Annotated in this window: 18 protein-coding genes and 1 pseudogene; 9 read left to right on the top strand and 10 right to left on the bottom strand. The window is 53.7% G+C overall.

Annotated features, from left to right (window positions below):
* Nucleotides 1-86: 86 nt before the first annotated feature.
* The 5 genes and pseudogenes from LZ634_RS14720 to LZ634_RS14700 form a co-directional block, all read right to left on the bottom strand.
* Complete coding sequence (locus LZ634_RS14720) at nt 87-875, bottom strand: IclR family transcriptional regulator (RefSeq protein WP_234506610.1); 789 nt, start codon at nt 873-875, stop codon at nt 87-89.
* 13 nt (nt 876-888) lie between these two features.
* Nucleotides 889-1,638: an SDR family oxidoreductase gene (locus LZ634_RS14715; protein WP_234506607.1), complete on the bottom strand. Its 750-nt coding sequence runs from the start codon at nt 1,636-1,638 to the stop codon at nt 889-891.
* Nucleotides 1,638-2,660, bottom strand: coding sequence for an aromatic ring-hydroxylating oxygenase subunit alpha (locus LZ634_RS14710; protein ID WP_052281958.1), 1,023 nt, complete (start codon nt 2,658-2,660; stop codon nt 1,638-1,640). The genes LZ634_RS14715 and LZ634_RS14710 overlap by 1 nt, the downstream gene beginning before the upstream one ends.
* A gap of 10 nt (nt 2,661-2,670) precedes the next feature.
* Nucleotides 2,671-2,979: a recombinase-like helix-turn-helix domain-containing protein gene (locus LZ634_RS14705; RefSeq protein WP_112204537.1), complete on the bottom strand. Its 309-nt coding sequence runs from the start codon at nt 2,977-2,979 to the stop codon at nt 2,671-2,673.
* Nucleotides 2,976-3,298: pseudogene (locus LZ634_RS14700) on the bottom strand (non-heme iron oxygenase ferredoxin subunit). The gene LZ634_RS14705 and the pseudogene LZ634_RS14700 overlap by 4 nt, the downstream one beginning before the upstream one ends.
* A 417-nt stretch (nt 3,299-3,715) precedes the next feature.
* On the opposite strand from LZ634_RS14700, the gene LZ634_RS14695 reads away from it, so the two are divergent.
* Nucleotides 3,716-4,927: an MFS transporter gene (locus LZ634_RS14695; protein WP_234506604.1), complete on the top strand. Its 1,212-nt coding sequence runs from the start codon at nt 3,716-3,718 to the stop codon at nt 4,925-4,927.
* 3 nt (nt 4,928-4,930) lie between these two features.
* On the opposite strand, the gene speB is transcribed toward LZ634_RS14695, so the two are convergent.
* The 4 genes from speB to LZ634_RS22675 all read right to left on the bottom strand — a co-directional run bounded on the left by speB (nt 4,931) and on the right by LZ634_RS22675 (nt 8,409).
* Entirely contained in the window at nt 4,931-5,851 is a 921-nt protein-coding gene (gene speB / locus LZ634_RS14690; protein ID WP_025757725.1) for an agmatinase, read from the bottom strand.
* A 207-nt stretch (nt 5,852-6,058) separates the two neighbouring features.
* The gene (gene speA, locus LZ634_RS14685; RefSeq protein WP_072129034.1) at nt 6,059-8,035 is read right to left on the bottom strand and encodes a biosynthetic arginine decarboxylase; all 1,977 of its coding nucleotides are present in this window, start codon (nt 8,033-8,035) and stop codon (nt 6,059-6,061) included.
* Nucleotides 8,036-8,043: 8 nt separating this feature from the next.
* The gene (gene yqgB, locus LZ634_RS14680) at nt 8,044-8,175 is read right to left on the bottom strand and encodes an acid stress response protein YqgB (RefSeq protein ID WP_234506738.1); all 132 of its coding nucleotides are present in this window, start codon (nt 8,173-8,175) and stop codon (nt 8,044-8,046) included.
* A 96-nt stretch (nt 8,176-8,271) separates the two neighbouring features.
* The gene (locus tag LZ634_RS22675) at nt 8,272-8,409 is read right to left on the bottom strand and encodes a hypothetical protein (RefSeq protein ID WP_320673461.1); all 138 of its coding nucleotides are present in this window, start codon (nt 8,407-8,409) and stop codon (nt 8,272-8,274) included.
* Nucleotides 8,410-8,835: 426 nt separating this feature from the next.
* On the opposite strand from LZ634_RS22675, the gene metK reads away from it, so the two are divergent.
* The 8 genes from metK (at nt 8,836) to ruvX (ending at nt 16,150) form a co-directional block, all read left to right on the top strand.
* Nucleotides 8,836-9,990: a methionine adenosyltransferase gene (gene metK / locus LZ634_RS14675; RefSeq protein WP_234506601.1), complete on the top strand. Its 1,155-nt coding sequence runs from the start codon at nt 8,836-8,838 to the stop codon at nt 9,988-9,990.
* A 376-nt stretch (nt 9,991-10,366) separates the two neighbouring features.
* The gene (locus LZ634_RS14670; protein ID WP_234506599.1) at nt 10,367-11,761 is read left to right on the top strand and encodes a sugar porter family MFS transporter; all 1,395 of its coding nucleotides are present in this window, start codon (nt 10,367-10,369) and stop codon (nt 11,759-11,761) included.
* Nucleotides 11,762-11,837: 76 nt separating this feature from the next.
* The gene (locus LZ634_RS14665; RefSeq protein WP_234506596.1) at nt 11,838-12,338 is read left to right on the top strand and encodes a SprT family zinc-dependent metalloprotease; all 501 of its coding nucleotides are present in this window, start codon (nt 11,838-11,840) and stop codon (nt 12,336-12,338) included.
* A gap of 94 nt (nt 12,339-12,432) precedes the next feature.
* Nucleotides 12,433-13,140: a deoxyribonuclease I gene (gene endA, locus LZ634_RS14660; RefSeq protein WP_234506592.1), complete on the top strand. Its 708-nt coding sequence runs from the start codon at nt 12,433-12,435 to the stop codon at nt 13,138-13,140.
* A 192-nt stretch (nt 13,141-13,332) separates the two neighbouring features.
* Entirely contained in the window at nt 13,333-14,064 is a 732-nt protein-coding gene (rsmE, locus tag LZ634_RS14655) for a 16S rRNA (uracil(1498)-N(3))-methyltransferase (RefSeq protein ID WP_234506589.1), read from the top strand.
* Nucleotides 14,065-14,076: 12 nt separating this feature from the next.
* The gene (gene gshB, locus LZ634_RS14650; RefSeq protein ID WP_234506587.1) at nt 14,077-15,024 is read left to right on the top strand and encodes a glutathione synthase; all 948 of its coding nucleotides are present in this window, start codon (nt 14,077-14,079) and stop codon (nt 15,022-15,024) included.
* A gap of 146 nt (nt 15,025-15,170) precedes the next feature.
* A complete protein-coding gene (locus tag LZ634_RS14645) occupies nt 15,171-15,734 on the top strand; it encodes a YqgE/AlgH family protein (protein ID WP_234506584.1) in 564 nt (187 codons plus the stop codon).
* Nucleotides 15,734-16,150, top strand: a complete 417-nt coding sequence (gene ruvX, locus LZ634_RS14640; RefSeq protein ID WP_234506582.1) for a Holliday junction resolvase RuvX — start codon at nt 15,734-15,736, stop codon at nt 16,148-16,150. The genes LZ634_RS14645 and ruvX overlap by 1 nt, the downstream gene beginning before the upstream one ends.
* Before the next feature lie 169 nt (nt 16,151-16,319).
* On the opposite strand, the gene LZ634_RS14635 is transcribed toward ruvX, so the two are convergent.
* Nucleotides 16,320-16,973 carry a LuxR C-terminal-related transcriptional regulator gene (locus LZ634_RS14635; RefSeq protein ID WP_234506579.1) on the bottom strand — a complete coding sequence of 218 codons (654 nt, stop codon included), beginning with the start codon at nt 16,971-16,973 and terminating at the stop codon, nt 16,320-16,322.
* Between the last annotated feature and the right edge of the window lie 489 nt (nt 16,974-17,462).

The raw sequence follows: 17,462 nt of genomic DNA, 5'->3' as shown, positions 1-17,462 counted from the left end.
CAGGTTGCCTCATTTACCGTTTATCGCCCAAATTTGGGCGTAAGACATGCCCGACGCCCTTCGGCGCCTAGAGTTAACTCACTGATTTAACTGGCTTGAGAAAGATACCCTAAGAAGCCAGAAATTTTGTCCGCCGCCAGGCGAACCTCCTGCTGCAAACGCACTCTGTCGGTTTGCGGGATCTCCTCGGCGGGCACCAGAATGCTCACCACCGCGGCCACCCGGCCGCTTCGGTCATAGACCGGATAGACGATGGAAGAGATGCCGTGGCGGAAGAAGGATTCGCCAATCACATAACCGCGCGCTTTATCCTCCTGCACCATTTGCCACAGCGCTTCACGCTCGAAAAGCTGGCCCGGCGTGTTACCCGGCAGCCGCTCCTGCGGGAACAGCTGTTCAAAATCGGCGCGGGAGAGATCGGTCAACAGCATGCGCCCCAGCGACGTGCAGTGCACCGGCAGTCGCGTACCGATACTGACCTGATTAATCCGTGAACCGGCGGCGCTGACGCGGGCGATATAGATAATGTCGCGGCCATCGCGAATCGCCAGATGGCTACTGCATTGACTGGTGTCGCGCAGCTGTTCAATCACCGGCTGACCCACCTGAGCAACATCCAGCGAGGCGATGTATTCAAAGCCCAGACGCAGCACGTTCATGCCGAGCGAGAAGGTATTGGTGCGCGTATTGCGCTCCAGAAACCCCATATACTCCAGCGTCTGCACCACGCGATAGGCGGTGGCTTTCGGCATATCGACCAGCCGGTGCAGTTCGGCAAAGGTCAGATCGCGATGCTGCTCACCGAAGGCCAACAGCAGCTGTAAGCCACGTTCCAGCCCCGGCACCAGATATTTCACTTCCTGATCGTTCGCCATATGAACTCCACCCTCAGTTAAAAACAAAACCGCCGTTGACCGGGATCAGCTGGCCGGTAATAAACCGCGACAAGTCGCTTAACAGCCAGACCACGCTGCCGGTGACATCTTCCGGCTGCTGCGCGCCGCTAAGCGCGCGCCCGTTTTCATACAGCTGGTGACGCTCCGCAGGCACATATTCTGTGGCCTCGACGCGGGTTAGCCCCGGCGCAATGGCGTTGATATGAATGCGTTTTTCACCCAGCTCACGAGCCATGGAACGCGTCATGGCAATCACCGCCCCTTTGCTGGCAACGTAGGCCATCAGACGCGGTGCGCCCCACAGCGCGGTGTCCGAAGCCACGTTGACGATGCCCGACCCTTCGCGCAGCAGCGGCACCGCCGCACGAGTGACAAGCCAGGTGCCTTTGACGTTGACGGTCATCACCCGATCCCAAAGATCCGCATCGTAATCGAGCATGTTTTTACCGCCAACGCCGGTGGCCATCGCCGCGTTGTTGACCAGACCATCAATCTGGCCCTTTTCAGCGATCGCGCTGAACGTGCTGTCGATCGCGCGGGCATCCGCCAGATCGATAACGTGCGATTCGATGGTATAGCCCTGCTCGCGCAGCCCGTGGGCGCTTTCGGCAAGTTCACCTGCCAGAATGTCGCACATCACCACCGCCGCGCCCTGTTCCGCACAGGCTTTGGCAAAGTGGTAGCCCAGCCCGCGCGCCGCGCCGGTAATCACAATCCGTTTACCGTTCAGAAGGCCATTCATCAGGCCGCTCCTTGCTGCTGTTCCCGGACGGCCAGCTGTTCTTTGGCCGCCTTTTGCATCATGCGGCGCAGGCGGGACAGCCCAACGTCATGCTGATAGAGGTATTCGTGTTCACGGGCGTTTGGCGCCAGGCTTTCGAGCACCACGCGGTCTTGTTCCAGCACTTCCCAATGCAGTTTTTCCAGGCGATTGCGGTACATGAAGCGCCACATATCGCGCTGCCAGCCCTGTACGCGGCGGATACGCCAGAAGAACACGCGGCAGTGATCGTTATCTTCCGGCACCACCATGCCGACGATAAAGAAGTGGCCACCCGGCCCAAAGCGTTGTTTGTAAGGGATCGACAGGCGCATCCAGTAGGTGCCGCTGTTGCCCAGCTCCACCCAGTCAAAGTTGACGCCGCTTTGGCCTTTTTTCTCAAAAATGAATCCGGTCTTTGTGGGCTGCAGTACCATATCGGCTTTGCGATCGCCTTCAGCCATCGAATGCGAGGAGGAGTGCAGGTAGGTACCGTGCATCGGATCCATCACGTTTTCCAGCGCGTACTGATAGTTACAGTCCCACGCCGCGGTGCACAGGAAGTTGCTGTAGGCTTCGCCGTCGGCCAATTCCGTTGGGAAGGTTAACTCATCGGGCTGCTGATCGGCGGTGACGCCAAACCACAGGAAAATCGCGCCGTGCGCTTCCTGCACGTTGTAGCTGCGCACGCACTGCTGGCCCACCAGCGGACATTTATCGACGGCGGGGACATCTTTGACTTCGCCGTTACCCGCCACTTCAACCCCGTGATACCAACAGGCGATACGGTCGCCCAGGTTCCAGCCCATCGACAGACGCGCCCCGCGGTGCGGGCAGCGGTCTTCCAGCGCCTGAACCTGGCCATCTTTGTTACGCCAGACCACAATCTGTTCGCCAAGGCGAGTAATACCCACCGGCGCCGACTGGACTTCCCAGCTAGCCAATACCGGATACCAAAGGCCGCGCAGGCCCGTGTCGAGATAGTTTTGTACGCTCGTCGTCATCGCCCTGCCCTCAGTAACCATTAACCTGTAAGAATGCCTGGAAGCTGCTGTCGCTCCACGGCTCACCCTGCTGGTCATGCATGCGGGCCGCGTTCAGCCCGTTAACCAGCGCGGGGAGCGTATCAACGCCCTGCTCGAAGAGTGTCTCCAGCGCTGCAATCAGATTCAGTTCCCAGTTTTCCGGGACGCGGCTGCGGGTCTGCCAGATGAGGTTTTCGTAGCTGCCCGGTTTATGAATCGCACCGTTGCCGCCTTCGGCTGGCGGGGTGAACTGACGGCTCTCCGGCAGCGCCGGGTTAAAATCCTGGGTCTCGCTCATGCCACGGTCTCCTCGATAAACGTAATCTGAATCTGGTTCTCAAATACCCGAACCGGGTAGCGGTTGAGATTGCGCCCGCCGGGACCGTGCAGACACTGGCCGGTTTTGACATCGAAAACGGCCTCGTGCAGTGGGCACTCCACCTTGCCGTCTTCGACAAAGCCCTGGCTCAACAGCGCATAGGCGTGGGGCATACATCTTCCAGGGCAAAATATTCACCGTCGATCAGATAAATGCCGATCTCTTTGCCTTCGATATTGCCGCTAAAAGGGAAATCTTCCTGTACTTGCTCTGCGTCACATACGCCTATCCAGCTCATCGCGATCCTCCAGGCTTTTGTTTCATATATGAAACTCTGTTTCTTATTTAATACGGTCAATATAAAAGCGATGAGTTTTACGTCAAGTGTGAATGTGACCGAATTGTTAATATTTAGGGGTTTAATTAACTAAGTGTGCAAAGGATCACGAAAAAATGCAGAGATATGAAATTTTCATAAAAAGAAACGTCATGAATACGTTTTATTAATGACCTCGATTTTTTAAAAATAGATATTGACTTGTTCCTTGATTAGTCTCTAAAAATTATTAAAGGCTACCATGAAGCGGTTTCATAGATGAAACTATTGATTATTTTCTACATATAAAACAATGAGTTTCATATATGAACCATTTTAGCTACGTGGTAGTAACCAGAATAACAATATAAACCGATAAAAATCATTGAGGCAGAATTCATGACGGCAAGATGGCAAGGCACAATAGCATTACTATTGTTAATTATTATTTCATACGTCGACCGGGTAAATATCTCGGTGATGATCCTCAACCCGGAATTCGCCGATCATTTCCGCTTAAATGAAAACAGAATGTTACAAGGAATGCTAATGACCTGCTTTCTTCTGGGTTATGGTTTTTCCGCTTTACTATTAACTCCGGTTATTGAAAATCGCCTCAATTACCGACAGGGACTGCTGGGCAGTATCCTTATTTGGGCGGTGGTGTGCGCCATATCACCGCTGTTGGGATCGCTGATGGGCATGCTGGTGGCGCGCATCATTCTGGGCATCGCCGAGGGGCCGCTGTTCTCACTGAAAACGCGGTTTATCAGCGATAACTTTAGCGCTGATGAGATAGGCAAACCCAACGCGGTTACCGCGCTGGGCGTCTCTTTGGGGCTGGCGGTTGGCTTTCCGCTGGTCACCTGGACAATGACCCACTTTGGCTGGATGGGATCGTTCTACGCGCTGGCGGTGATGAACCTTTTGCTCGGCGGCGGCCTCATCTGGCGCTTTCTCCCCGCTCCTCACCGAGAAGCCAAACGCCACAGCGCAGGCTTTGTGCAAACCTTCAGCCTTGCCTGGCGGACACCACTGCTGGGCTGGATCCTGTTGGTCGAAATCGCCACGTTGAGCTACCTCTGGGGCAGCAGCGCCTGGCTGCCGGCATGGCTGCGTGATGAACACCATTTCTCGCTGCACGCGACCGGTTTTCTCGCGGCCATTCCTTTCATCCTGAGCCTGGGTTCTAAGTTTCTCGGCGGCGTCCTGCTCGACAAAATGCGTCCGGAACAGGCACCGCTGCTGTTTGTGGCCGGCGGTTTGCTGACGGCGCTTTCGGTGATGGCGCTGATGTTAAGCCATCAGCCGGCGATGCTGGCGCTGTTTATGCTTTCGGCGAATATCTTCTGGGGATTACAGGGCGCGGCAATTCCGGCGGTGGTACAACATCACGCTGCGCGGGAAGTGGTGGGCAGTGCTTATGGGATTATCAATGGTATTGGCAATATCTGCGCGGCGTTTATTCCGCTGTTGATGGGTATCGTCATGAAGTCGGTGGGTTCGGTCAGCTCCGGATTTTCGGTGCTGGTTGCCTCGCAGATTATCACGCTGCTGGCGGGGGGAATGCTGCTGCTGCGCATGCGTCGCGCAGCAGCAGTGAGCGTCTAAGGCTTATTCGCCTTTTTTCGCCGCCTGGATATAGAGCATTTCCAGCGCCAGGGTCGCAGCGGCCAGCGCAGTTATCTCTGACTGGTCGTAGGCCGGAGCGACTTCAACCACGTCCATACCGACGATGTTGAGATCTTTGAGGCCACGCACCAGTTTAATCGCGCGATCGGAGGTCAGACCGCCGATCACCGGCGTACCGGTACCCGGTGCAAACGCCGGATCCAGGCAGTCGATATCGAAGGTCAGGTAAACCGGCATATCGCCAACAATCTGCTTAACCTGCGCGATGATATCGTCCACGCCGCGATCGTTAACCTGGCAGGCGTCGAGCACGGTGAAGCCGTTGTCTTTATCGAACTCGGTACGAATACCAATCTGCACCGAGTGATTAGGGTCAATCAGACCTTCGTTTGGCGCGGTGAAGAACATGGTGCCGTGGTCAAATTCGCAGCCGTTAGCATAGGTGTCGGTGTGGGCATCAAAGTGCACCAGAGCCATTTTGCCAAAATGCTTGGCGTGCGCGCGCAGCAGCGGCAGGGTCACAAAGTGGTCGCCGCCGAAGGAGAGCATGCGCTTACCGGCCGCCAGCAGTTTTTCCGCGTGCGCCTGCAGTTTTTCGCTCATTTCACGGGCATCGCCGAAAGCGTAAACCAGGTCGCCGCAGTCAACCACGTTCAGGCGTTCACGCATGTCGAAGTTCCACGGGAAGCGGTTGTGCTCCCAGGCCAGGTTGGTGGAAACCTGACGGATCGCCGCCGGGCCGTGACGGCCACCGGCGCGACCGGAGGTCGCCATATCAAACGGTACGCCGGTAATCACCCAATCCGCGTCGCTGTCGTACGGCTGGAAGTTCATCGGCAGACGTAAAAAACCAAACGCGTTGGAAACCAGGGAGTTGTCGTATTGATGACCTAAGGTGCTCATGTGCTGACCTCTTGTAAAATCATGCTAAAAAAAATCCCCTCCGCGTCGTTAGGCCCGACGAGGAAGGGATTGATTTGGGTAACTGCTTATATGGGCGAATTATCGCCGTTATTTTGTGCGGATACAAGCGCATCAGGTATCTTGCGCTTGTCCCCTCACCCTGTCCCCTCTCTTGAGGGAGAGCGTTAGGGTGACGGCTCCGTCAACTTACTCGTCTTCGAGATAAGTATAGCCGTACAGCCCGGCTTCAAACTCTTCCAGGAACTGCTGCTGCAGTTCGGCGTCCAGATCGGTGTTTTTCACCTGGTCGCGGAACTGGGTTAACAGCGTGTTCGGATCGAGCTGTACGTACTGCAGCATATCCGCCACGGTATCCCCTTCATCGGACAGCTCCACTTCCACGCTGCCGTCAGGGAAGACAAACACGTCCACCGCTTCGGTATCACCGAACAGGTTGTGCATGTTGCCGAGGATTTCCTGATACGCGCCGACCATAAAGAAGCCCAGCATCGGCGGGTTATCGACGTCGTATTCCGGCATCGGCATCGTGGTGGCAATACCGTCACCATCGACATAATGATCGATAGCGCCATCGGAGTCACAGGTGATATCCAGCAGCACCGCACGACGTTCTGGCGCCTGATTCAGCCCTTCCAGCGGCATCACCGGGAACAGCTGATCGATACCCCACGCATCCGGCATCGACTGGAACAGGGAGAAGTTGACGTAAATCTTATCCGCCATACGCTCCTGCAGCTCGTCGATAATCGGACGGTGCGCGCGGTTGCTCGGGTCGAGCTGCTTTTGCACTTCATGGCACATGTTCAGATAGAGCTGTTCCGCCCACGCTCGTTCCTGCAGGCTAAAGGTGCCTGAAGAGTAGCCGACATGAATATCGTGCAGATCCATCTGGCTGTCGTGCAGCCATTCGCGCAGTGAGCGACGAGTACCCGGCTCATGCATCTCCTGCCAGGTTTCCCACATGCTTTGCAGGGCACGTGGCGCGTCTTCAGCCGGAGGCGTGGCCTCGGTGTTTTCGCTACGTTCAACGCCGATAATGTTAGAAACCAGCACCGTATGGTGCGCGGTTACCGCACGGCCGGACTCGGTGATCACCGTTGGGTGCGGCAGGCCATGTTCTTCACAGGCATCGCCAATCGCCCAAATGATGTTATTCGCGTATTCATTCAGGCCGTAGTTCACGGAGCAGTCAGACTGCGAACGCGTACCTTCATAGTCCACGCCCAGACCGCCGCCGACGTCGAAGCACTGAATATTCACACCCAGTTTATGCAGTTCAACGTAGAAACGGGCGGATTCGCGCACGCCGGTGGCGATATCGCGAATGTTGGCCATCTGCGAACCGAGGTGGAAGTGCAGCAGTTGAATGCTGTCCAGACGACCGCGTTCACGCAGAATTTCGACCAGTTGCAGCACCTGGTTGGCCGCCAGGCCAAACTTGGATTTTTCACCGCCGGAAGACTGCCACTTACCGGAGCCTTGGGATGCCAGACGCGCACGCACGCCCAGACGAGGAACCACGTTCAGACGCTCGGCTTCTTCCAGCACGATGGCGATTTCTGACATTTTTTCGATGACCAGATAGACCTTATGACCCATCTTCTCGCCGACCAGCGCCAGACGAATGTATTCACGGTCTTTATAGCCGTTACAGACAATCACGCTACGCGTCATGCCCGCATGCGCCAGCACGGCCATCAGCTCGGCTTTCGAGCCGGCTTCCAGCCCCAGCGGTTCACCGGAGTGGATCAGCGATTCGATAACGCGGCGATGCTGGTTCACCTTGATTGGGTAGACGAGGAAGTAGTCGCCTTTATAGCCATAGGATTCACGCGCGCGTTTAAACGCCGCGTTAATCGAGCGCAGACGATGCTGCAGGATCTGCGGGAAGCAGAACAGCGCAGGCAGACGTTGCCCCTGCGCTTCACGGGCCTTAACCAGCTCAGCAAGATCAACGCGGGCGTCCGGAACATCAGGGTCCGGACAGACGCTGATGTGGCCAAGCTCGTTGACGTCGTAGTAGTTATTGCCCCACCAGGCAATGTTGTATGTGCGTAGCATTTTGCTGGCTTCCTGGGAGCTCATCGCAACCTCCTGCATGGAACGTAGTACACCGCGTTCGCCTGCTGACGAAAGCGAATCCAATGAAATGTCGTCAGACATAGCGAACCTCAATTATTTGTAACAAGTGTAAAACAGTTAACTACTATCGCAGCGTAACGTTGCGATAACAACCCATAAACAGACGGATTAGCCAGCAGAACATGCTGACGCACCGACTGTGCGACCGGTTTCTTATTCATATCATTGTAAAACACGCACCTGAACCTGGTATGACGGTTCAGCGAAACCACGAGAAAACCCTTGCCGCAGCAAGAGCGCCCTTGTTCAGTCTTCAGTTACCTACCGGCTCTGGAGTCCTGAGAAGCGCCGAAATGGGTATAACATCGGCTGGTATGCAAAGCAGAAATGGGGGTTGCGGGGAGTATGTCCGCGCCAGAACGGCACGACAAAATCGGCAGAATACAACGGTTCATTATCTCGTATCACCTCCACGGTCGCCCCACATAGATAAAAGGACGAACCAACAAGCCAAAGCAAAAGTTTTAGCCCGGCTGGAAGTGGCGACACGTAGAAAATGACGTGTGCTTATTGGTATGAGCCGCGCGCGGCGTTTTATACCCATAAGGCAGGAAAAAAGCAAAACATAAATGTGTACGTTGACGACAGTGTCAGGAAAAATTTCCATTCCATTGAGCAGCAGAATGAGAGGCATCTCAAAAAAAACTGGCAATGGGATGAAGATGTGACCTAAAATAGCCGTCCAGATGTTAATCCATCTATACCGATTAACACTCAGACTGCCAGTGACAGCAACGTACAAGTCCGTGGTAGAATCCTCCATCGTGACTATGCAGCACGACAGTTCGAGCTAACCAAATTCCTATTGGGTGATATTAAATATGGCAAAACACCTTTTTACGTCCGAGTCTGTATCCGAAGGGCATCCTGACAAAATTGCGGACCAAATTTCTGACGCCGTGCTGGACGCGATCCTCGAGCAGGATCCTAAAGCCCGCGTAGCGTGCGAAACCTACGTCAAAACCGGTATGGTGCTGGTCGGCGGTGAAATCACCACCAGCGCATGGGTTGATATCGAAGAGATCACCCGTCAAACCGTTCGCGAAATTGGCTATGTGCATTCGGATATGGGCTTTGATGCCAACTCCTGTGCGGTACTGAGCGCTATCGGTAAACAGTCTCCGGACATCAACCAGGGCGTTGACCGCGCTGACCCGCTGGAACAGGGTGCTGGCGACCAGGGCCTGATGTTTGGCTATGCAACCAACGAAACCGACGTGCTGATGCCAGCGCCAATCACCTACGCACACCGTCTGGTGCAGCGTCAGGCTGAAGTGCGTAAAAACGGCACCCTGCCGTGGCTGCGTCCGGATGCGAAAAGCCAGGTGACCTTCCAGTACGACGACGGCAAAGTTGTTGGTATTGACGCCGTGGTTCTGTCTACCCAGCACGCTGAAAGCATCGATCAGAAATCGCTGCAGGAAGCGGTGATGGAAGAGATTATCAAGCCAGTTCTGCCAACCGAGTGGCTGAACGCATCGACCAAATTCTTCATCAACCCAACCGGCCGTTTCGTTATCGGTGGCCCAATGGGTGACTGCGGTCTGACCGGTCGTAAAATCATCGTTGATACCTACGGCGGCATGGCTCGTCACGGTGGCGGTGCATTCTCCGGTAAAGATCCTTCTAAAGTTGACCGTTCCGCAGCGTACGCCGCACGTTATGTGGCGAAGAACATCGTTGCTGCTGGCCTGGCTGACCGTTGTGAAATTCAGGTTTCCTACGCTATCGGCGTGGCAGAGCCAACCTCCATCATGGTTGAAACCTTTGGCACCGAAAAAGTGCCAACTGAACAGCTGACCCTGCTGGTACGCGAGTTCTTCGACCTGCGTCCATACGGCCTGATTCAGATGCTGGACCTGCTGCACCCAATCTACAAAGAGACGGCAGCATACGGTCACTTCGGTCGCGAACATTTCCCATGGGAAAAAACCGACAAAGCAGCCCAGCTGCGCGAAGCCGCTGGCCTGAAATAAGTCCCGCCTCCTCGATAAAAGCCAGCCTCGCGCTGGCTTTTTTATGCCTGCCTATTCCCCATCTACGTATTAATTTACACTTCCACACAAATTGATGAAAGCGATTACATAATTAAAATGGCGTGGACAAAGCCCCTCCACGTCGCACTGAAACGCCTTTTCATCTTTATGCGTTGTGTTTCAGTTAATTCTCATTATTTGCTTTTATCACCTGGTAAAAATAGACAAATACATTTGATTTCATTGTGTTTTAACTTAATTTTAACCAAAACCGTAGTGTAACCGATTACACAGTCGTGATTGTTATCACATTTTTTTACTTCGTACTCTCCTACCCTAAGCATCTACAAAATCAATGACTCAACTGGAGGGCATTATGCCTAACAACAAAAAACAGGGTCGCTCTAACAAGACAATGACCTTCTTTGTCTGTTTTTTAGCCGCTCTGGCCGGACTGCTGTTCGGCCTTGATATCGGCGTTATTGCCGGTGCATTGCCCTTTATTACTACCGATTTCCAGCTCAGTGCACATACGCAAGAGTGGGTGGTGAGCTCCATGATGTTCGGTGCTGCGGTGGGTGCCGTCGGCAGCGGCTGGCTCTCCTTCCGTTTGGGTCGTAAGAAAAGCCTGATGATCGGCGCGATCCTGTTTGTTGCCGGCTCCCTGTTCTCTGCCGCCGCGCCAAACGTCGAAGTACTGCTGGTGTCCCGCGTGCTGCTGGGTCTGGCCGTCGGCGTGGCGTCCTACACCGCCCCGCTGTACCTGTCTGAGATTGCCCCGGAGAAAATTCGCGGCAGCATGATCTCTATGTACCAGCTGATGATCACCATCGGTATTCTCGGCGCCTACCTGTCCGATACCGCATTCAGCTACAGCGGCGCATGGCGCTGGATGCTGGGGGTTATCATCATCCCTGCAATCCTGCTGCTGATTGGCGTCATTTTCCTGCCGGACAGCCCGCGTTGGTTCGCCGCCAAACGTCGCTTCAACGATGCTGAGCGCGTGCTGCTGCGTCTGCGTGATACCAGCGCCGAAGCCAAACGTGAACTGGACGAAATCCGTGAAAGCCTGAAGGTAAAACAGAGCGGCTGGGCGCTGTTTAAAGAGAACAGCAACTTCCGCCGCGCGGTGTTCCTCGGCATTCTGTTGCAGGTGATGCAGCAGTTCACCGGGATGAACGTCATCATGTACTACGCGCCGAAGATTTTCGAACTGGCGGGTTACATCAACACCACCGAGCAGATGTGGGGAACGGTTATCGTTGGTTTAACCAACGTGCTGGCGACCTTTATCGCTATCGGTCTGGTTGACCGCTGGGGCCGTAAACCAACGCTTATTCTCGGCTTTATCGTCATGGCCGTCGGCATGGGCGTACTGGGCAGCATGATGCACATTGGCATTCACTCTGCCGCCGCGCAGTACATTGCGGTTCTGATGCTGCTGATGTTCATCGTCGGTTTTGCAATGAGCGCCGGTCCGCTGATTTGGGTTCTGTGTTCTGAAATCCAGCCGCTGAAAGGCCGTGATTTTGGTATCACCTGCTCGACCGCCACCAACTGGATTGCCAACATGATAGTCGGCGCGACCTTCCTGACGATGCTGAACTCGCTGGGCAGCGCCAATACCTTCTGGGTTTACGGCGGCCTGAACGTGCTGTTCATCTTCCTGACCCTGTGGCTGATTCCAGAAACCAAAAACGTCTCTCTGGAACACATTGAACGTAACCTGATGAAGGGCCGTCCGCTGCGCGAAATTGGCGCTCGCGACTAACCCTGAATGACGCTTCCTCCTGCGGGAGGAAGCTTCCCCTTGCACCACCCCGCCTCACGTTTTATCCTCAGCCGTTATGAAAAGCCCTCGAATTCCTATCGCCATCCAGCAAAACGTTATGCGCAGCCTGCGGGAAAAACTCGCCCAGGCCAACCTTGCGCTGGGCCGAAACTACCCGGAACCGAAGCTGGTTTATCAACAGCGCGGCACCTCAGCCGGCACCGCGTGGCTTCAGCAGTATGAAATCCGCCTCAATCCGGTGCTATTGCAGGAGAATCAGCAGGCGTTTATTGATGAAGTGGTGCCACACGAGCTGGCGCATCTACTGGTATGGAAGCACTTTGGCCGTGTGCCGCCACACGGTAAAGAGTGGAAATGGATGATGGAGAGCGTACTCGGCGTACCCGCTCGCCGTACGCATCAGTTTGAGCTGGAATCCGTGCGCCGCCAAACCTTCCCCTATCGCTGCCGCTGCCAACTACATCAGCTCACCGTCCGTCGCCATAACCGTGTACTGCGCGGTGAAGCCACCTACCGCTGCGTTCACTGCGGCGAGCCATTAGTTGCAGAAATGTAACCATTGGAAATTTCAGGAAGTTTTCCGTTCTAACTGATTGCATCTGACAACCACATTCGTTACGTTGCGGGCTCGTTTTGAGATGGAGTTCGTGATGTACCGTAAATTGTCTTTTGCCGCCGCGTTCCTGGCGACGGCGCTTTCAGGCCAGGCATTAGCCGAAGGCATCAATAATTTTTCCCAGGCTAAAGCAGCGGGCGTGAAGGTCAATAATGACGTTCCCGGCGACTTTTACTGCGGCTGTAAAATCAACTGGCAGGGTAAGAAAGGCGTTATCGATCTGGAATCCTGCGGCTATAAAGTGCGTAAAAACGAAAACCGCGCCAGCCGTGTCGAATGGGAACACGTGGTACCGGCATGGCAGTTTGGCCATCAGCGTCAGTGCTGGCAGGACGGCGGCAGAAAAAACTGCGCCAAAGATCCGGAGTATCGCAAAATAGAAAGCGATATGCATAACCTGCAGCCCGCCGTCGGCGAGGTTAACGGTGACCGAGCTAATTTCATGTACAGCCAGTGGAATGGTGGCGAAGGTCAGTACGGCCAGTGCGGCATGAAGGTCGATTTCAAAGCCAAAGTTGCCGAGCCACCGGAACGTTCGCGCGGGGCGATTGCCCGCATTTACTTCTATATGCGCGACCGCTACAGCCTGACCCTTTCCCGCCAGCAAACTCAGCTGTTCAACGCCTGGAATAAAATGTATCCGGTCAGCAGCTGGGAGTGTCAGCGAGACGAGCGTATCGCCAAAGTACAGGGCAATCACAATCCTTATGTCCAGCAGGCTTGTCAGGCGCAAAAGAGCTAACCCAATAGACGTTATCCTTCAGGCGGCCTCGGCGGCGGCTGCCGAATCACTTACCTAAATAAGCTCATCGGGATGTACTCTCTTGCCGCCTTGATGCATCTTGCATGATTTTACGTATACACTAGCGGCAATCGTTCATTTTCCCTGCCCTCTTCATAAGTTGAGGGCATAGCTACAGATGGAATTCAGACTATGCGTATCCCCCGCATCTACCACCCGGAATCGATAACCGTCGGCACGCAGATCCCCCTGTGCGAGGATGCCGCTAACCACGTTGGCCGTGTCCTGCGCATGGGTAAGGGCCAGGCGATTCAGCTATTCGACGGCAGCAATCAGGTTTTTGAAGCCGTCATTACCGATGCCAGCAAGAAAAATGTGATGGTCGAGATCCAGCGCGGCGAGACGGATGACCGTGAATCTCCGGTGCATATTCATCTGGGTCAGGTGATGTCGCGGGGCGACAAAATGGAATTCACTATCCAGAAATCGATAGAACTGGGTGTAAGCCTCATTACGCCACTTTTTTCTGAGCGCTGCGGGGTTAAACTGGATGCCGAGCGTCTGAATAAGAAGCTCCAGCAGTGGCAAAAAATTGCCATTGCTGCCTGCGAGCAGTGTGGCCGCAACGTCGTACCGGAGATTCGCCCGGCAATGGACGTCGAAGCGTGGTGCGCTGAACAGGATGATGCGCTGAAACTGAATCTGCATCCACGCGCCAGCGCCAGCATTAACACCCTGCCGCAGCCGGTGGAACGTGTAAGGTTACTGATTGGCCCAGAAGGCGGCCTGTCAGCGGATGAAATTGCCATGACCGCACGCTACCAGTTTACTGATATTCTGTTGGGGCCTCGCGTTTTGCGCACAGAGACTACCGCACTCACCGCCATCACCGCACTGCAGGTGCGCTTTGGCGATTTGGGTTAAAGGAGAACAATAATGATCAAGCTCGGCATCGTGATGGATCCCATCGCAAGCATCAACATCAAGAAAGACACCAGCTTCGCTATGCTGCTGGAAGCACAGCGTCGCGGTTACGAACTCCACTATATGGAGATGAATGACCTGTATCTGGAAAACGGCGTGTCGCACGCCCGAACGCGTCTGCTGAGCGTTGAGCAGAACTACGACAAATGGTACGAGTTCGGCAGCGAGCAGGATATTAAGCTGGCCGATCTCGACGTTGTTTTGATGCGTAAAGATCCGCCGTTCGATACTGAATTTATCTACGCGACCTATATTCTTGAGCGCGCAGAAGAGCAAGGTACGCTTATCGTCAACAAGCCGCAGAGCCTGCGCGACTGTAACGAGAAGCTGTTCACCGCATGGTTCTCCGACCTGACGCCGGAAACGCTGGTGACGCGTAATAAAGCACAGCTGAAAGCGTTCTGGGAAAAACACGGCGACATCATTATGAAACCGCTGGATGGTATGGGCGGCGCGTCTATCTTCCGCGTGAAGGAAGGCGATCCGAATATCGGTGTGATTGCTGAAACACTGACCGAGCTGGGTAGTCGCTATTGCATGGCGCAAAACTACCTGCCGGCTATCAAAGATGGCGACAAACGCGTGCTGGTCATTGACGGCGAGCCGGTGCCTTACTGCCTGGCCCGTATCCCGCAGGGCGGCGAAACGCGCGGCAACCTGGCCGCCGGTGGTCGCGGTGAGCCGCGTCCGTTAAGCGAAAGCGATTGGGCTATCGCCCGTAAAGTCGGCCCGACGCTGAAAGCAAAAGGCTTGATCTTCGTTGGCCTCGATATCATCGGCGACCGCCTGACAGAAATTAACGTCACCAGCCCAACCTGCGTGCGTGAAATCGAAGCGGAATATCCGATTTCCATCACCGGTATGTTGATGGATGCTATCGAAAAACGTCTGCAAAAATAAGACGTTGTATTTAAACGGCGGGAGGGAACCCGCCGCCAGTCAGGCACCTGAGTCATTGAGCAAGCGGGCAAGCCTGGTGACAGCAGTGCGCTTTCCCCTCATACTGGGCGCTGCTGCTTTTTGAAACAGGACAAGAACCTCTGATAATGAATTTACAGCATCACTTTCTCATTGCTATGCCAACCCTTCAGGATCCTATCTTCCGTCGTTCCGTGGTCTATATCTGCGAATATAACGATGACGGTGCAATGGGGATCATCATCAATAAACCGCTGGATAATTTGCAGATCGAAGGGATCCTCGAAAAACTGAAGATCACGCCAGACCCTCGCGATCCGTCTATCCGTCTGGATAAACCGGTCATGCTGGGTGGCCCACTGGCAGAAGATCGCGGTTTTATCGTGCATACGCCTCCGGCAGCGTTCTCCTCCAGCATCCGCATCTCTGACAACACCATTGTCACGACATCACGCGACGTACTGGAAACGCTGGGTACCGAACGTCAACCGTCGGACGTACTGGTTGCTCTGGGATACGCATCCTGGGAAAAAGGGCAGCTTGAGCAAGAGATCCTCGATAACGCCTGGCTTACCGCCCCGGCCGATCTGAATATTCTGTTTAAAACGCCTATTAGCGATCGCTGGAAAGATGCGGCGAAGCTTATTGGTATCAATATCCTGACCATGTCAGGCACTGCGGGGCACGCATAATGAGTGGAACACTGCTGGCATTCGACTTTGGCACGCGCAGCATTGGCGTGGCCATCGGCCAACGCATTACCGGTACGGCGCGCCCGCTGGCGGCTATCAAGGCACAGGACGGTACGCCGGACTGGAATATTATTGGCCGTCTGCTCAAAGAGTGGCAGCCAGAATCGGTGATCGTGGGTCTGCCGCTGAATATGGATGGCACAGAGCAACCGTTAACTGCCCGGGCACGCAATTTTGCCAATAAAATTCATGGCCGCTTTGGCGTGGCGATTACGCTGCATGACGAAAGATTGAGTACCGTAGAGGCTCGCGCAGGGTTGTTTGAACGCGGTGGATTCCGTGCGCTGGACAAAGGCAGCGTAGACTCTGCATCTGCCGTGGTGATTCTGGAAAGCTTCTTCGAGCAGGGATTCTAGGCAGACGGCCCCGGGAATAACCTCCCGGGAACTCGCCAACATAACTACGCTCGTCATATTGCAAATTGCATATACCTTGGCGGTAGTCGTTTACTCGAATCACTGACTTAAATCAGTTCGCGCTTACCGCCGTCCTGAAATGCGTGTTTTATCAGGTATGGTTTATCGATTAGTGGCGCAGATTTTCGTTCGCCCAGCTTACCGCCTGAGTTCTGTTTTTCACGCTGAGTTTACGGAAAACATTATACAGGTGGGTACGCACGGTATTTTCACTGATGAACAAGGCACGAGCAATATCCATATTGGTTGCACCATGGCGTAACTCGTTCAGAATTTCGCATTCACGCTCAGTCAGCGGCACGCTATCATTCGTATCAGGGGTTTGTTCTACTGCGTACATTGCCGGGTGCATCACGCTCAATTCAGCCGTCTGTTCGCCGTTTAACACCGCTTTGACGCCCTCAATTAAGCGCGATTCTTCATCGTCGTGACGGAATACGCCATACAATGCAGGCCACTGCGCCATTTCGTATAATTCATACTTCTGCGCGCTATTAATAATCAGCAGACGTGGGGAGTCGAACTGAGCACGAATAATGTCACGCCAAATACCGTTCAGCTTTTTGTTAGAAACCGCGATATCGAACAACACCACAGTTCCCTTACTCAGGCGCTGTACCAGGGGCTTATTGATGTTATGAACATCAACAGAAACTGACAGTAAATTAGTGAGGTAGTTTGCAAACGCGTTTGCCTGCACGGACGGATGGGTGATTAAAATAATTTTACGGGAATTAGATACACTCTCTGTCACTTCAAACATTTTGAAACTCTCCATAGTTCATATCCACCATCATGGTGATTAAATAAGTCAAAGCAAAGGCAAACCTAATACCATTAATAATAAGAACCAATCAATTTGTGAAACTTTATTTCATAAGATTAGTCCTAATTACACAAATAGCATAGAACGAACTCCTTGGAGGTGTCAAAAGAATATCAACCTTTTTTTGTAAGTCTACGCAACACAATGTAATCAGTTAATTACATTAATCTCATCCTTATGATTTACCTCACCATGATCATATTAGAATAAATGTCGTAGGAAGTTATACTTCCGCCTATTAAAAAATCACTCTAACATTACAAAAAAATACATTAATGCAACAGTGATAAAATCAAAGTTTACAACCTGCGGTAAATAAACAAATTATTAATTCAATATTAATAACAAAACAAAGCACAAATCACATTACTAATATGAATGATATGCTAGCGGCAAATTTGTTTAAGGGAATCAATATTTCATGGT

The organism is Kluyvera intermedia (assembly GCF_021440345.1).
GTDB classification, from domain to species: Bacteria; Pseudomonadota; Gammaproteobacteria; order Enterobacterales; family Enterobacteriaceae; genus Kluyvera; species Kluyvera intermedia_A.
This window is presented reverse-complemented; position numbering and strand designations above follow the sequence as displayed.

Coding starts and splice junctions, on each gene's coding strand:
- endA (WP_234506592.1), top strand. CDS start 12,433: ATGTACCGTAAATTGTCTTTTGCCGCCGCGTTCCTGGCGACGGCGCTT.
- LZ634_RS14705 (WP_112204537.1), bottom strand. CDS start 2,979: ATGAGCGAGACCCAGGATTTTAACCCGGCGCTGCCGGAGAGCCGTCAG.
- ruvX (WP_234506582.1), top strand. CDS start 15,734: ATGAGTGGAACACTGCTGGCATTCGACTTTGGCACGCGCAGCATTGGC.
- rsmE (WP_234506589.1), top strand. CDS start 13,333: ATGCGTATCCCCCGCATCTACCACCCGGAATCGATAACCGTCGGCACG.
- LZ634_RS22675 (WP_320673461.1), bottom strand. CDS start 8,409: ATGAACCGTTGTATTCTGCCGATTTTGTCGTGCCGTTCTGGCGCGGAC.
- speB (WP_025757725.1), bottom strand. CDS start 5,851: ATGAGCACCTTAGGTCATCAATACGACAACTCCCTGGTTTCCAACGCG.
- LZ634_RS14715 (WP_234506607.1), bottom strand. CDS start 1,638: ATGAATGGCCTTCTGAACGGTAAACGGATTGTGATTACCGGCGCGGCG.
- LZ634_RS14695 (WP_234506604.1), top strand. CDS start 3,716: ATGACGGCAAGATGGCAAGGCACAATAGCATTACTATTGTTAATTATT.
- metK (WP_234506601.1), top strand. CDS start 8,836: ATGGCAAAACACCTTTTTACGTCCGAGTCTGTATCCGAAGGGCATCCT.
- LZ634_RS14635 (WP_234506579.1), bottom strand. CDS start 16,973: ATGTTTGAAGTGACAGAGAGTGTATCTAATTCCCGTAAAATTATTTTA.
- LZ634_RS14720 (WP_234506610.1), bottom strand. CDS start 875: ATGGCGAACGATCAGGAAGTGAAATATCTGGTGCCGGGGCTGGAACGT.
- LZ634_RS14670 (WP_234506599.1), top strand. CDS start 10,367: ATGCCTAACAACAAAAAACAGGGTCGCTCTAACAAGACAATGACCTTC.
- LZ634_RS14645 (WP_234506584.1), top strand. CDS start 15,171: ATGAATTTACAGCATCACTTTCTCATTGCTATGCCAACCCTTCAGGAT.
- yqgB (WP_234506738.1), bottom strand. CDS start 8,175: ATGAATAAGAAACCGGTCGCACAGTCGGTGCGTCAGCATGTTCTGCTG.
- LZ634_RS14665 (WP_234506596.1), top strand. CDS start 11,838: ATGAAAAGCCCTCGAATTCCTATCGCCATCCAGCAAAACGTTATGCGC.
- LZ634_RS14710 (WP_052281958.1), bottom strand. CDS start 2,660: ATGACGACGAGCGTACAAAACTATCTCGACACGGGCCTGCGCGGCCTT.
- speA (WP_072129034.1), bottom strand. CDS start 8,035: ATGTCTGACGACATTTCATTGGATTCGCTTTCGTCAGCAGGCGAACGC.
- gshB (WP_234506587.1), top strand. CDS start 14,077: ATGATCAAGCTCGGCATCGTGATGGATCCCATCGCAAGCATCAACATC.